At 54.6% G+C, this 12,967-nt stretch carries 14 protein-coding genes; 12 read left to right on the top strand and 2 right to left on the bottom strand.

The annotated features are described in order from the left end of the window. The first annotated feature begins 16 nt into the window (after positions 1-16). The 4 genes from KDC22_RS10905 to KDC22_RS10920 all read left to right on the top strand — a co-directional run bounded on the left by KDC22_RS10905 (position 17) and on the right by KDC22_RS10920 (position 3,203). Positions 17-1,258 (top strand): metal ABC transporter substrate-binding protein, encoded by a 1,242-nt coding sequence (locus KDC22_RS10905; RefSeq protein WP_211723030.1) that lies wholly within the window; start codon positions 17-19, stop codon positions 1,256-1,258. 30 nt (positions 1,259-1,288) lie between these two features. After that, a complete protein-coding gene (rpsN, locus tag KDC22_RS10910) occupies positions 1,289-1,558 on the top strand; it encodes a 30S ribosomal protein S14 (RefSeq protein WP_173141235.1) in 270 nt (89 codons plus the stop codon). A 514-nt stretch (positions 1,559-2,072) separates the two neighbouring features. Beyond that, positions 2,073-2,492 carry a DUF6157 family protein gene (locus tag KDC22_RS10915; RefSeq protein ID WP_211723031.1) on the top strand — a complete coding sequence of 140 codons (420 nt, stop codon included), beginning with the start codon at positions 2,073-2,075 and terminating at the stop codon, positions 2,490-2,492. Positions 2,493-2,579: 87 nt separating this feature from the next. After that, on the top strand, positions 2,580-3,203 hold the full coding sequence (locus KDC22_RS10920) for a class I SAM-dependent methyltransferase (protein WP_211723032.1): 624 nt from the start codon (positions 2,580-2,582) through the stop codon (positions 3,201-3,203). Between the two features lie 86 nt (positions 3,204-3,289). On the opposite strand, the gene KDC22_RS10925 is transcribed toward KDC22_RS10920, so the two are convergent. Beyond that, positions 3,290-3,874: a helix-turn-helix domain-containing protein gene (locus KDC22_RS10925; RefSeq protein ID WP_173141229.1), complete on the bottom strand. Its 585-nt coding sequence runs from the start codon at positions 3,872-3,874 to the stop codon at positions 3,290-3,292. A 201-nt stretch (positions 3,875-4,075) separates the two neighbouring features. Here KDC22_RS10925 and KDC22_RS10930 point away from each other — a divergent pair, with 201 nt between their 5' ends. From KDC22_RS10930 to KDC22_RS10955, 6 genes are all read left to right on the top strand, one after another. After that, positions 4,076-4,363 (top strand): Dabb family protein, encoded by a 288-nt coding sequence (locus KDC22_RS10930; RefSeq protein ID WP_173141227.1) that lies wholly within the window; start codon positions 4,076-4,078, stop codon positions 4,361-4,363. Positions 4,364-4,556: 193 nt separating this feature from the next. After that, positions 4,557-4,997, top strand: a complete 441-nt coding sequence (locus KDC22_RS10935) for a DUF86 domain-containing protein (protein WP_211723033.1) — start codon at positions 4,557-4,559, stop codon at positions 4,995-4,997. 51 nt (positions 4,998-5,048) lie between these two features. Further along, the gene (locus KDC22_RS10940) at positions 5,049-5,714 is read left to right on the top strand and encodes a helix-turn-helix transcriptional regulator (RefSeq protein ID WP_173141223.1); all 666 of its coding nucleotides are present in this window, start codon (positions 5,049-5,051) and stop codon (positions 5,712-5,714) included. A gap of 98 nt (positions 5,715-5,812) precedes the next feature. Further along, positions 5,813-6,292 carry a YtxH domain-containing protein gene (locus KDC22_RS10945; RefSeq protein ID WP_211723034.1) on the top strand — a complete coding sequence of 160 codons (480 nt, stop codon included), beginning with the start codon at positions 5,813-5,815 and terminating at the stop codon, positions 6,290-6,292. 504 nt (positions 6,293-6,796) lie between these two features. After that, positions 6,797-7,603 (top strand): glutamate racemase, encoded by an 807-nt coding sequence (racE, locus tag KDC22_RS10950; protein WP_281424973.1) that lies wholly within the window; start codon positions 6,797-6,799, stop codon positions 7,601-7,603. 570 nt (positions 7,604-8,173) lie between these two features. Then, positions 8,174-9,385 carry a M14 family metallopeptidase gene (locus KDC22_RS10955; RefSeq protein ID WP_211723035.1) on the top strand — a complete coding sequence of 404 codons (1,212 nt, stop codon included), beginning with the start codon at positions 8,174-8,176 and terminating at the stop codon, positions 9,383-9,385. Positions 9,386-9,475: 90 nt separating this feature from the next. On the opposite strand, the gene KDC22_RS10960 is transcribed toward KDC22_RS10955, so the two are convergent. Next, positions 9,476-10,414: a DUF4179 domain-containing protein gene (locus KDC22_RS10960; protein ID WP_211723036.1), complete on the bottom strand. Its 939-nt coding sequence runs from the start codon at positions 10,412-10,414 to the stop codon at positions 9,476-9,478. Positions 10,415-10,647: 233 nt separating this feature from the next. Here KDC22_RS10960 and KDC22_RS10965 point away from each other — a divergent pair, with 233 nt between their 5' ends. Together KDC22_RS10965 and KDC22_RS10970 are read left to right on the top strand one after the other, a co-directional pair. Then, positions 10,648-12,024, top strand: a complete 1,377-nt coding sequence (locus KDC22_RS10965; RefSeq protein ID WP_246553465.1) for an FAD-dependent oxidoreductase — start codon at positions 10,648-10,650, stop codon at positions 12,022-12,024. Then, complete coding sequence (locus KDC22_RS10970; RefSeq protein WP_211723037.1) at positions 12,021-12,959, top strand: carbohydrate ABC transporter permease; 939 nt, start codon at positions 12,021-12,023, stop codon at positions 12,957-12,959. Before KDC22_RS10965 ends, KDC22_RS10970 begins: the two co-directional genes overlap by 4 nt. Positions 12,960-12,967 lie beyond the last annotated feature (8 nt).

Raw genomic sequence — 12,967 nt, forward strand, 5'->3', positions numbered from 1 at the left:
AGGGGTCTCTTAACTCATGTTGAAGTTCAAATTCAAAATCCGCCCGGTTGCTGCCCTGTCCCTGACTGCCATGCTGATGATCGCCGGCTGCGGCAGTAACACTGCGGGCAACGCCGCTTCGACCGGCAGCTCTGCTAAGCCATCGGCCACTGAAGCTGCCTCTGCACCGGCGGCGGACAGATTAAATATTAAGGCCAGCTTCTACCCGATGTACGAATTCACGAAGAACATTACCGGCGGGCTTGCGGATGTGGAGCTTCTGATCCCGGCCGGCATCGAGCCGCATGACTGGGAGCCGACTGCGAAGGATATGGCCGGCATCTCGGACGCAGATGTGCTTGTCTATAACGGAGCGGGGATGGAAGGCTGGGCACAGCAGGTTATAGACGGTGCTTCAGGTAGCAGCCTGATTGCTGTAGAGGCCAGTAAAGGGCTGGAAATTATGGAGGGAAGCGAAGCCGAGCATGATCACGGCCATGCCCATGAAGAGAGCGCAGCCGGGGAAGCCGGTCATGAGCATTCTCATGAAGAAGCTGCTGCTGGTGAGGCCGGTCATGATCATGAGCATTCTCATGGAGAAGCTGGTGCCGGGGAAGCCGACCGTGATCATGAGCATTCTCATGAAGAAGCTGCTGCCGGTGAGGCTGGTCATGATCATGAGCATTCTCATGAAGGAGCTGCCGCTGGTGAAGCCGGTCATGATCATGAGCATGATCACGGACATGATCACGGCGGTCTTGACCCGCATGTCTGGCTGGACCCGGTTATGGCCATCCGGGAGGTCCGTACCATTGAAGCGGCGCTCTCCGCAGCCTCTCCCGGTAATGCCGCAGCCTTCAAGGCTAATAGTGAAGCTTATATCGCCAAGCTCCAGCAGCTCGACCAGGAGTTCAGAGACATTCTCCAGAACACGAAGCGTAAGGATTTTATTACCCAGCACGCCGCCTTTGGATATCTGGCCCAGCAATATGGTCTAACTCAGGTGCCGATCGCCGGGTTGTCCCCGGAGCAGGAGCCAACTGCTGCGCAAATGGCTGAGATCGTAGACTTTGCCAAAGCCAATGATGTGACCACGATCTTTTTCGAGACGCTGGTATCGTCCAGTGTGGCTGACGCTATTGCCCAGGAAATAGGCGCCAAGACCGCTGTACTGAATCCGCTTGAAGGCTTGTCGGACGAAGAATCCCGGAATCAGCAGGATTATCTGAGTATCATGCGCCAGAATCTTGAAGCTCTAAGCGCAGCTCTGAATGAATAAATAAATTAAGAGGAGATGTTGATTAACAGAATGGCTAAGAAATCAAAGGTAGTCAAGGAATGGAAGCGGCAGGAGCTGGTGGCGAAGTACGCAGACAAACGCAGAGAGCTGAAGGCGGCAGGCGATTATACCGCGCTGCAGAAGCTGCCCCGTGATTCCTCAGCCACCCGTCAAAAAAACAGATGCACCGTATCCGGCAGACCGCGCGGGTATTTAAGTAAATACAAGGTATCCCGGATCGTTTTCCGCGAGCTTGCCCATAAGGGGCAAATTCCTGGTATCACCAAGTCCAGCTGGTAGACCGTTAACATTATAGATTGCTGTCTGACAGGGCGGCTGTTCCTCTGAGCTACAGGGGGCAGCCGTTTTGTTCTTGTATAGGAAATTATAATATCCGTCAGATGCAGATAAGGAGGCGTAGCGTGGGGAGAATTGCTCATTGAATGATTCTGAGGCGCATGAGTAAATGAGGAGCCCAGAGTGTATGCGAAAAACCGAATACAATTGGACTGGGTGCGCCACGTAAGCCAAATGTAATCGGAAAACCGAATACAATGGGACCGGGTGCACCGCGTAGGCCAAATGTAATCGAAAAACCGAACACAATTGGACTGGTAGCGCCGCGTAGGCCGGATGCCCCGGAAATGGGCAAATGGGTACAGTGGAGGTAACCATACGAGTTCTCTGGAACGCAGAGGTTCCTATATTATCCAGCCGCAGGGTGATTTTGTTCCGCGTACAGGCTTTGCCTGATGCAGCAGAGTGAACTATGATAGAAGAAAAGGTTTTTCCGCCGCTGAAAGGAGGCTTGTTAATGAGCTATACCGATACCTTTATCCGGGTTGCTGAAGATTGCCCAGCAGAGACGGGGATAATCCCGGTATCTGAACGCCCGCTCCCGCCTGCCCATGTCATTCAGTACAATCTGCTGGCTGGCTCTCCTTACCGGTATAACCATGAAGAACTGCTGTACCAGGTGCATGTGCGGCACAAGGCCATACCCGAAGAGGAGCGGGAATCCCGCCGGGAAGAGATATGGGCAGAGCTGTTTGCGAAGAGTCATCCTTGTCTGCGCGCCTCTATGCTGCCCAAGAGATACGGCTGGGGTGTCCATTATGATGCCGAGGGCCGGATTGCTCTCTATGCCAAGGAATCCCCGGAGTATGATCATTACACTTCCGGTGCTGGGGCCGGGGTGAAGCTGCTGAACGCCATGCGGAATAAGCGGCGCTGAGCAGGATGGCAGGGCTGCCGGATTGGACTGGCCTATAGTTCCACTAAGAGCCGGCAGCCCACTTCTATCACAGAAAGAAGGAATTCCATGACAACGTATTGGAGTCAGAGGTTCGCCCGGGAGGGGATGATCTGGGGGAATCAGCCGAGCCCGTCGGCAGAATGGGCGAAGAAGAGGTTTCTTGAGGCAGGAGTATCTTCCATTCTGGTTCCAGGTGCCGGTTACGGGCGGAATACCAAAGGCTTTGCCTCCGAATTCACAGTATATGGAGTTGAATTAAGCGAACCGGCGCTGGAGCTGGCCGCAGAATGGGACCCGGAGACCACTTTCATCGCGGGATCGGCGCTGGAGCAGCAGCTTCAGCAGCCTGTAGATGCCGTATACTGCTATGATGTGCTGCATTTATTTCTTGCGGATGACCGCCGCAGGCTGATCGAGGCTAGCCTCGGGCAGGTCAGGAACGGAGGATTGCTCTATTTCACCAGCTTCTCTGATGAGGACCCTCATAATGGATACGGAATGGAGCTGGAGCCTGGTACTTATGAATATAAAGAGGATAAATATGCCCACTTTTTCAGTGATGCCGATTTGAGGGCACAGTTTGCCGGAACGGAGATTCTGGAGACAGGGGCATTTACCGAGGTCCTGCACAGCCCGGAGGGCGGGACTCATGAATACATACTGAGATACATTCTTGCGCGCAAACCGTAACGGCTGCGAGGCCGCAACGCCAAATGGCCCTTCCCCGGCTGCGAGAAGGACCTTGCTCCGCGCATTATATATGTGCGAATGGTAATCTAATGCAGCTCACAATCGGCAAACAGAATATGCCGCGGAATCCGGAAGAAGTTCTCGGCTTTCTCTTGCAGGGCCAGGGTGGGCAGATGACAATGGTGCAGCCACTTGCGGAAGGTTCCGGGATGGACGCCGATCCAGATGCTGACATCGGTTACAGAGAAATCATAGACCATGCAGAGTCCGGTCAGAATCGCGTTATGCTGCGGTGAATGGGCAAGTGTTCTTTTCATGAAACGGGATGGGGTGGGCTGGCACACAATCGGACTCTGCCGCAGAAGAGCTTCGTTGAACAAGATATGGGGCGGATAGCCTAAATGGCGGCAGACCTTATCCAGATTGGTTCTGGAGGGAATGCGGCCTTCATATACCCAGGCACTTACGCTGCGTGAGGAAACGGAGAGCTCTTCTGCGAGCCGTGAGAGCTTCATGTCCTTGGCCATCAGAATGGCCAGCAGAACGCGGTTGCGGATCTGGCTGCGTTTGGGGCGGCGAAATCGTTTGACCCGTACGCCTTGTCCAAGATATTTGCGGTTGATCAGAGACCAGGCCTGAATTTTATGTGTTTCTTGCTGATTCTTAGGCATAATTCCTCCGATTTACTGATGTAATGAAGTGGTGATTCTTCGAGTTTAGCTGTTATGACTTTACCATTACAGCAAGGCATTCGTCCAGAGTGCAATGCTCCTGTTTTGGCGGGACAGCTAAGTTTCCTTCTGTAATGCTGCTGTTTATGATATATTTTTAATAATCTAAATTACAATAATCATGAGCTGGGAGCGGGATAGATGATCAAGCATATTGTATTCTTCAAATTAAAGGACCGGTCACCGGAGCAGGTGGCAGAGACCGTTGCCGTCCTCCGCAATATGGAAGGAAGAATTCCGCAGCTGCTCTCCATTGAGGTCGGTGCCGATCTGATTCATTCCGAGCGTTCGTTCGATATAGCCCTGGTCACCGTGGTAGCTTCTATGGAGGATTTGCAGGCGTATCAGGTTCATCCGGCCCACAAGGAAGTTATTGCACATATCAATGAAGTCAAAGAGCTGTCGGTAGCCGTAGATTACGAGATCTGAGAATCCGGCTGTTCTGCAAGCTAAAGGACCCATTAAGGACGGAAAGCGGTGACGGGAATGCGCGAGCTTGAGTATCCAATGGAAGCGTTAACGTATCTGATTGTTTTTTTGGCGGCATGTGTGGTTATGCTGTTCTGGCTGAAGCGCCGGGGCAAGCGGGGGAAATAGCTATTCTAAAGGTGGAGGGTCAGCCGTGTATTATGTCAACCGGAAGCAAATTGAAGTTATCCTTGAACAGATCCCTGATCTTAATGAAGGTCTGCGCCATGCTGCGTCTTCCTGGGACGGCAGTACGATGCTGGGTCTTGTGCAGGAACGCTGTCTTCACTTGGCCGTTGAAGTTGTTACGGATGTGGGCAGTTGTCTGATCGACGGATTTATTATGCGGGATGCGGGAAGCTATGAAGATATTATCTCCATCATTCATGAGGAGAAGGTGCTGGGAGACAGCGGGATCTATGGCGATCTGACATCCCTGGTCGCCTTGCGCAAGCCGCTGGTTCAGGATTATTACGTATGGGAACGCCAGGCCCTGCATCCGCTGACGCTGGTGCTGCCGGATATTCTGGAGCAGTTCGCCTCTGAGGTGCGCAGGTATCTCGACCAGGAGCTGGGAAGCGAAGTTACGGGTTAGCCGGACCGGGGCCGTGTGCAGTCAGAAGTCAGACAGAGAGGAGGTCCTTAAATGGCGAAGAAAGGTCAGGAGAGCGGTTCGACCAGGCGGCTGATTATGACCCTGCTGAAGAAGAGGGGGCCGCTGACCATTGGCGCTCTGGCGGAAGAGCTGGGCATTACCGAGATGGGTGTTCGCCGCCATGTGCTTCAGCTGGAGCAGGAGTCGCTTGCCAAGACCAAGGTTGTGCGCCAGGCTATGGGACGTCCTATGCATGTATATTCGCTTACGGAGCGGGCGGAAGAGCATTTTCCCAAAAGCTATCACAATCTGGCTCTGGAGCTGCTGCGGGAGCTGGACCACGGAAGCGGGGTGGAGGCTGTTAACGGGTTGTTTGAAGGCCGCAGGCGGCGTATGCTTGCCCAGCACACCCCGGTGATGCAGAGCCGTGATCTGGAGCAGCGGGTCGCTGAGCTGTCCTCGATTCAGAATGCCGGGGGCTACATGGCGGAGTGGAGCAAGGAAGAAGACGGTTCATATACGCTGCGGGAATATAACTGTCCGATCCGCCAGGTGGCCGCGGAATACCGCAAGGCTTGTGAGTGTGAGCAGCATTTGTTCGAGGAGCTGCTGGAGGCGAAGGTGACCCGCAGCGAGTGTATGGCGGAAGGCGGCCAATGCTGCCGGTATGCCATCACTCCGAACCCCAGGCAGAAAACTTCCGAAATCAAGCGCTGATCAGTCACAGGACATCCCCGGCGTGCTTATGATATAGCAGAAATAGGCGATCGCCCGGGTGGCCGGGCAGAGGCACTTTACAACCAAAGGAGAGATGGATGATGAAAAAGGATACCAAAAACTTGTTCTGGGGTGTACTTGCCGGCAGTATCGTGGGAACGGTGACGGCGCTGCTGTTCGCTCCCAAGCCCGGTAAAGAGCTGCGTAAGGATATTGCCGAAGGAACGACTGAAGCAGTGGATAAGGTCCAGGAAATCGCCGGTCAGGCCAGTGAGAAGACTACCGAGCTGTACGGGAAGGCCAAAGAAGCTGTAGTTACGGTAGTCAGCGAAGTCAAAGAATGGAGCAAGTCGGTCAAGGATTCGGTGGAAGAAGCAGATGTCGCCGCCGTAAGCAGCATTGCTGAACAGACTGTGGAAGTCACCGATGCGGTGGAAGCCGTACGGGATGAGGTAGCGGCTTATGAAGCGGCTGAGGAAGCGGCAGTGGTAGAAGCTGATATCGAAGCAGTGACCGGTACAGATACCGCTGTAGCTGAAGCAATCGAGGATGGCAAGAACGCAGAGAAGCTGTCCTAAGCTTCGTATAAGTTTGTTATAAGAAAGAGGGGGCCGTTTTCCGCTGGCCAGGCGGAAGGCGGCTCTTGCTGTTCTTTTTTCCGCTGAAACGAATGCCGCTTTTTAAGAGGATGGCATGTATGCGGAAAACCGAATACAATGACCGGGTGCGAGGGTGCGGGGCCGAATGTATGCGGAAAACCGAATACAATGAGCGAGTGCGGGTGCGAGTACGCGTGGGCCGGATGCCCCGGAAATGGGAAGATGGGTAAGGTCGTAGCCATACGAGTGGTCTGGACCGCAGAGGTTCTTACATTATCCACCAGCATCCACCCGCAGGGTGATTTTATTCCTGCACCCTTAGATCCCGCCCCCTTGTCCTCCCCCGTTCTGCGCCTGAATTATCCTGTACTTGAACTAAGCCGGTAAATGGGGTATCATCTGCAATTGGGGCTGAATTTCTGGTACACATTATTCCAGCCTTACATAAGCTACACAAAACGAGTTAAAGGATGCGGTGTGTTCGTGCAGCAAGCCATAGCTATATTAGACTCAGGAGTGGGAGGATTGACCGTTGTCAAGGAAGTGATGCGACAGCTCCCGAGGGAGAAAATCATCTATTTCGGCGATACGGCGAGAGCCCCGTACGGACCCCGTTCAACTGAGGAAGTGAAACTGTTCACCGAACAAATCGTGGACTATTTAATTCAATTCAATCCTAAAATGATTGTCATTGCTTGCAACACGGCAACTGCGGCAGCTCTTGATTATATCTCCAGCAAGGTAGCCATTCCTGTGATCGGTGTGATTCACCCCGGTGCCCGCGCTGCTATCAGCGCGTCCAAGAGCGGTCAGGTCGGTGTGATCGGTACCGTCGGTACGATTACAAGCGGTGCCTATACGGCGGCGCTGAAGCAGCTGTCCCCTTTTGTACAGGTGGTCAGCCAGGCCTGTCCGGCACTGGTTCCCTATGTGGAGCAGGGCTTGTTCCGCTCGGAGGAGAGTCACCTCGCCGTGGCAGAGTCGCTGAACGGCATCAAATACGAGCCGATCGACACGCTGATTCTGGGCTGCACACATTATCCGTTCCTGATGGAGCCAATCAGCATGGTGATGGGGCCGGGTGTCAAGCTGATCAGCTCGGCGGATGAGACTGCCCGGGAGATCAGTACCATTCTCTATGATAAAGGCCAGCTGGCGCGCGGGGATGAGAGTCCGATTCACCAGTTCTTCTGCAGCGGAGATGCAGAGATCTTCCAGCGGATTGCCCGGGACTGGCTGGGCGAACAGATCAGCCGGACACCTGTCGTATGGCAAGTATCCTCTATGTAGCACGTAAGATTTAGAGCGGTGAATTGAATAGGGACAAACCCTCAGCGGTGACAATCCCGCGACCAAGGCGGAGGCTACCGCTTTACAGCAAGCCGCATATGACCGACAGCACAGAGCAGCGATCTTCCAGTAACAGGAGGAGCGCTGCTCTCTTGCCATTTTAAGCTTTTGAAAGGTAGAGCGGGTGTAGTTGGAAAAAAGGCACTTCCTTTTGCTGAAATGGAGTGTTGTGGGTAAGCAACTGTAAAAAGTCCACTTAATCCTCCAAATCCTATGGATTTCGTTGAAATTGGACGGAGCAAGTGTTGTTTTTCCAACTATTTCTTATAATTGTATCTTCTCCGTTAAATTAGATGTACAAATTCCAACTAAAAATATCCGCCGTGCTCCGAACTTAAATAGTAACGGCTACGCAGTCATTTTTAAGAACGGCAAAGTCGTTTCCGCTTGACGCAATTCCTCATGACCCGCTGCTGCTGCTCATATACTAGGTTTGAGGGCTGTGTCCCGCATATCTTCGCGTAAGATGCACAGGGACGGCGGCACCAGAGGGCCGGGAGGATGAGACATATGCAGCAATATATTGCCCGCAGGGGAGATACCGTAAGCCGTATAGCCGCAAGACACGGATTGACACCGGAGCATGTCATACAGGGGAATCCATGGGCTGGAAGCCAGCCTTATCTATATCCGGGGCAGGTGCTGCAACTGCCGTCTGCACCGCGCAAGCGTTATGCCGTGCAGACGGGGGACGATGTATACAGCATTGCTGCCTTGTTCGGTGTGGGCGTAGAGGAGCTGGAGATGCTGAATCCCGGTGTAAGCTCGGGGAGAACCTGCCTGCCGGGCAAGGTGCTGGTGCTTCCGGCCGCAGCCCGCAAGGCAGAGGTTTATCTTCGCGGGGAATACGGACCGGCAGAGCTGGAAGCGGATGCCGCCGGACTTGCGGAGCGTTATTCTTGTGTAAGCAGCGAAATTATAGGCCACAGCGTGCTGGGCAAGCCGCTCCGCCTGCTGCGGATCGGCAGCGGCCCGCGCCAGCTCCATGTGAATGCCGCGCTGCATGCCAACGAATGGCTGACCGCGCCGTGCCTGATGCGGTTCCTCGAGCAATATGCAGCCGCGTTCGCTTCAGGCACGGACTGGCATGGCCACCGGCCTGCGGACTGGCACCGGGACTGGACGCTCTGGGCCGTACCGATGGCGAACCCCGACGGTGTCGAGCTGGTGCAGGAAGGGGCGATGAAGGACCATCCCTTCTATGAGGAGCTTATGAAGTGGAACTGCGGCAGGCGCAGCTTCCGGCACTGGAAGGCCAACATCCGCGGCGTGGATCTCGGGGACCAGTTCCCCGCGCACTGGGAAGAGGAGCGCGACCGGCGGCAGGTTCCCGGCCCGGCCCCGCGTGATTACAGCGGCAGTGCGCCGCTCAGTGAGCCGGAGGCTGCGGCACTGGCGGTGCTGGCCGAGCGGATTCCGGGCGACGCCGCTGTGTCCCTGCATAGCCAGGGGGCAGAGATCTACTGGAACTACCGGGGCTACGAGCCGCCGGAGAGTAAGCAGTTGGCAGCTAAGCTTGCGGCGGCCAGCGGCTACCGGGCGGTGGAGCTGACCGGCAGCGACGCCGGCTACAAGGACTGGTTCATCCAGCGCTTCCGTAAGCCAGGCTTCACGGTCGAGCTGGGTGCAGGCAAGAATCCGCTGCCTGCGGCTGATTTTGAGGATATGGCGCTGGAGACAGGACTCATCCTGGGGGCAATACTCTCCAATATGCCAGTATAATAATGCACACCAAGAAATCTTTCTTCATAAGCGGCGGAGGGTGCCTCCGGCTTTTGAAGGAAGGTTTCTTTCGCGTACCATTCGCTTACCTCAACGCTGATAGATCCTCATCTCCAAATCCTTGAAATAATGCTTCGCCAGCCTGCCCGTGTTGTCACTGAATAACTGGCCTTTCGCATTCAATTTATAGACATAGGGTTTCACCGTTATGGATTGGGGAAGCGTTACGAAAGAACTGTAGCCCAGTTCCTCCTTCCCCGGCTTTGCAGGAAATCCGCCATTGTTAACTCCTAAGAACACGTTTCCTTTTTCATCTGCAAGGTCATATAACAGCCTACCCGGTTTTTGGACGGGGGCCGGGAAATTCCCTTTATAGCTTAGCTGAAGCTGCATCGTTAAGGGTGTCATCTTGAAGGAGGTGACGGTGTAGCTGAATGTACCGCTCTTCTTGGTAGTGCCCGGTGTGAGGCTTAGGAGACCGGCAATCTTGGTAACAGGGGCGGTGAAGATGAACGGCTCTTTGACTTCGTTGACATAAGCCTTCACCGTCAGCTCGAATGAATCCGGAATCTGCTGCTTAATGGCTCCTTTTGTCAGTCCGATCAAGACGGCGTTCGGGTCACTTGGCATACTGCTAACGGACGTATTGTAATACATTTTTTTCCCGTTTGCGGAAATGTTCAGCTTGTCGAGATCCAGGAAAGTTTTATCTGTCTTCACAGTACTGCCTTCCTGCCGGATGCCCATCACCAGTTCATTGCCGTCATAGATAAGGTCAGTTAAGGTCAGCGTTACGCCATCATGGGTAACTGCCTGATTAAGTGTGCTGGATAATCCTGTCTGCAATACACCCTTCAACGTCGGACTGTCGCTAATTTTGAAAACACTGCTAACATTTGCAGCATTACTGGCTGCCGCAGCATGAACAGGCCGGGCTGATTCTCCGCTTATCATTGTAAATCCCAGCGTGGCTGACAATGCGGTTATAGCCATTATTTTTACAAGCGTCCTGGATTTGTTGATGTTCAATGTTCATTCGCTCCTCTGTGTGCAATATCTACTGATGCCTATATAACGTCTCCCGGTATCTGTATTGTGACAAGCATAGAGTGCTTCCGCGTGTTCGGGGTCAAAATAATACACATCAAGGCGTATGAAAGCTATACCGTACTCGCCAAGGTCTATTGCTAAAATTAGCGTATAGAAGAGCGGCGGACGGCTTCCGGGACAAAAGGAGCGTCTGCCGGGAAAGCGAGGGCGAGATGGGGAAAGATATGTATACGCTGACAAGTAAACAAATCCCGCTGAATTCCTCCTACGACGTCATCGTAGTCGGAGGCGGACCGGCAGGCTGCACAGCCGCAGCCGCTGCGGCAAGAGAAGGGGCGCGGACGCTGCTGGTCGAGGCGACCGGGAGCCTGGGCGGAATGGGAACCTCCGGCCTGGTACCGGCCTGGTGCCCGTTCTCGGATAAAGAGAAGATGGTCTACCGTGGTCTTGCGGCCAAGGTGTTCAATACCTTAAAGGAACAAATGCCGCATGTACAGGCGGATGCCATGGACTGGGTGCCGATCGAACCGGAGAAGCTGAAGCGGGTCTATGACGATCTCGTAACGGAGTCGGGTGCGCATATCCTGTTCCTGACCGCGCTTGCGGATGTGGACAGAGACGACCAGGGCAACATCACCACCCTCCTCCTCTTGAACAAAGGCGGCCTGCAAGCCTTCCGCGCAGCTGTCTATGTCGATTGCACAGGAGATGGCGATGTCGCTGCCTGGGCAGGGGCCGAGTACCAGATGGGGGACGAGGAGACCGGCGAGCTTCAGCCTGCCACCCATTGCTTCATCCTTGGCAACGTGGATGATTATGCTTATGTGAACGGGCCGAAGCTGCACGCAGAGAACCCGCACAGCCCGATCCACGAGGTGGTCCGGTCCGGAGAATACCCGGACATTCCGGACACCCATCTGTGCAACAATATGGTGGCTCCGCGTGCCGTAGGCTTCAACGCCGGGCATCTATGGGGAGTCGATAACACCAATCCCTTCTCCGTATCCGGGGCGCTGGTAGAGGGACGCAAGATGGCAGCCGCCTACCGGGACATGCTTGCTGCTGTCCACCCTGCGGCCTTCGGCAACGCGGTGGTCATGAGTACAGGCACGCTGATCGGAACGCGGGAATCCCGGCGGATTACCGGTGATTACGTCCTGACGGCGGAGGACTACATCTCACGGAGAAGCTTCGGCGATGAGATTTGCCGTAACAGCTACTTCATTGATGTACACGGCACGCAGAAGGAGCAGCAGAGCGGGGATGGATCAAGCCTGGCCATCACGCTCTACGGGCCGGGCGAATCGCACGGCATTCCGTACCGCTGCCTTACGCCGCGCGGACTGCGCAACGTTCTGGTCGCCGGGCGTTCCATCTCCTGCGACCGCAGAGTGCTGGGCAGTGTCCGGGTCATGCCGGTCTGCCTGGCGATGGGCGAAGCCGCCGGGATGGCTGCGGCTCTGGCTGCCGCTAAGAACGGCGGCGACGTACATGCCGTTAATGTCGCTCATCTTCGCACTAGGCTGCGGGAAGAGGGCGGCTATCTGCCGGACAACCAAGCTGAAACTGCAGGGGAGAGAATGGAATGAGTCAATCTGCCGTTACCCGCAAGACCGCTAAGCCATCTGCTGGAACCTACTGGACGCGCAAAAGACGGGAGCAGCTCGCCGGATGGCTGTTCATTGCTCCAGAAGTCATCGGAATGCTCGTAATCGCGGTATTCCCGCTCTTGTTCAGCCTGTTCCTCAGCCTGACAGAATGGAATCTGGTCGGAGGCTTGTCGGCGATCAACTTTGTCGGCCTGGATAACTTCGTCGAGCTGTTTAAGGATAACCGCTTTCTGCTGGCTCTGAAGAACAATGTGCTGTTTACAGTGGGCACAGTGCCTGTTACCATGCTGCTCGGAGTGGTGCTCTCGGCGCTGATCCATAAGAAGCTGTATGCCAAGACGTTCTTCAAAGTAGCCTTTTTCGTACCCTATATCTGCTCCACGGTAGCAATTGCCGCCGTCTGGCAGGCGCTCTATCACCCGTCCAAAGGACCGATCAACCAGATTCTGATGCAGGTCGGGTTATCTGAGCCGCCGCGCTGGCTGGTCGATACCAGCTTCTCGCTGATTGCCATTATGATCATCTATGTCTGGCAGCTGCTGGGGTATCAGATTATTATTTTCCTGGCAGGGATGACGAATATTCCAGAGGAGCTGTATGAGGCGGCTACCATTGACGGGGCCAGCGGGATCGGACAGTTCCGGCGGATTACGCTGCCGCTGCTGGGTCCGACCACATTTTTCCTGGCGATTACCAGCACGATTTCCTCCTTTAAAATATTCGACATGATCAAGTTCCTGACGAACGGCGGTCCCAACTATTCGAGCACGGTTATCGTGTACCAGATTTATGAGGAAGGCTTCGAGCGCTTCAAAATGGGCTATGCCTCGGCGATGTCCTGGGTGCTGTTCCTCATCATCATGCTGGTCACCTCGATTACCTGGATGACACAGAACCGCAAAGTCCATTATTAGTCCACGGC

It is taken from the genome of Paenibacillus tritici, assembly GCF_018207515.1.
In the GTDB taxonomy this organism is placed as follows: Bacteria; Bacillota; Bacilli; order Paenibacillales; family Paenibacillaceae; genus Paenibacillus_AQ; species Paenibacillus_AQ tritici.

What these genes read in the sequence shown, in the direction of transcription:
- KDC22_RS10905 (WP_211723030.1), top strand. Translation starts at nt 17, where the DNA reads ATGTTGAAGTTCAAATTCAAAATCCGCCCGGTTGCTGCCCTGTCCCTG.
- rpsN (WP_173141235.1), top strand. Translation starts at nt 1,289, where the DNA reads ATGGCTAAGAAATCAAAGGTAGTCAAGGAATGGAAGCGGCAGGAGCTG.
- KDC22_RS10915 (WP_211723031.1), top strand. Translation starts at nt 2,073, where the DNA reads ATGAGCTATACCGATACCTTTATCCGGGTTGCTGAAGATTGCCCAGCA.
- KDC22_RS10920 (WP_211723032.1), top strand. Translation starts at nt 2,580, where the DNA reads ATGACAACGTATTGGAGTCAGAGGTTCGCCCGGGAGGGGATGATCTGG.
- KDC22_RS10925 (WP_173141229.1), bottom strand. Translation starts at nt 3,874, where the DNA reads ATGCCTAAGAATCAGCAAGAAACACATAAAATTCAGGCCTGGTCTCTG.
- KDC22_RS10930 (WP_173141227.1), top strand. Translation starts at nt 4,076, where the DNA reads ATGATCAAGCATATTGTATTCTTCAAATTAAAGGACCGGTCACCGGAG.
- KDC22_RS10940 (WP_173141223.1), top strand. Translation starts at nt 5,049, where the DNA reads ATGGCGAAGAAAGGTCAGGAGAGCGGTTCGACCAGGCGGCTGATTATG.
- KDC22_RS10945 (WP_211723034.1), top strand. Translation starts at nt 5,813, where the DNA reads ATGATGAAAAAGGATACCAAAAACTTGTTCTGGGGTGTACTTGCCGGC.
- KDC22_RS10955 (WP_211723035.1), top strand. Translation starts at nt 8,174, where the DNA reads ATGCAGCAATATATTGCCCGCAGGGGAGATACCGTAAGCCGTATAGCC.
- KDC22_RS10965 (WP_246553465.1), top strand. Translation starts at nt 10,648, where the DNA reads ATGGGGAAAGATATGTATACGCTGACAAGTAAACAAATCCCGCTGAAT.
- KDC22_RS10970 (WP_211723037.1), top strand. Translation starts at nt 12,021, where the DNA reads ATGAGTCAATCTGCCGTTACCCGCAAGACCGCTAAGCCATCTGCTGGA.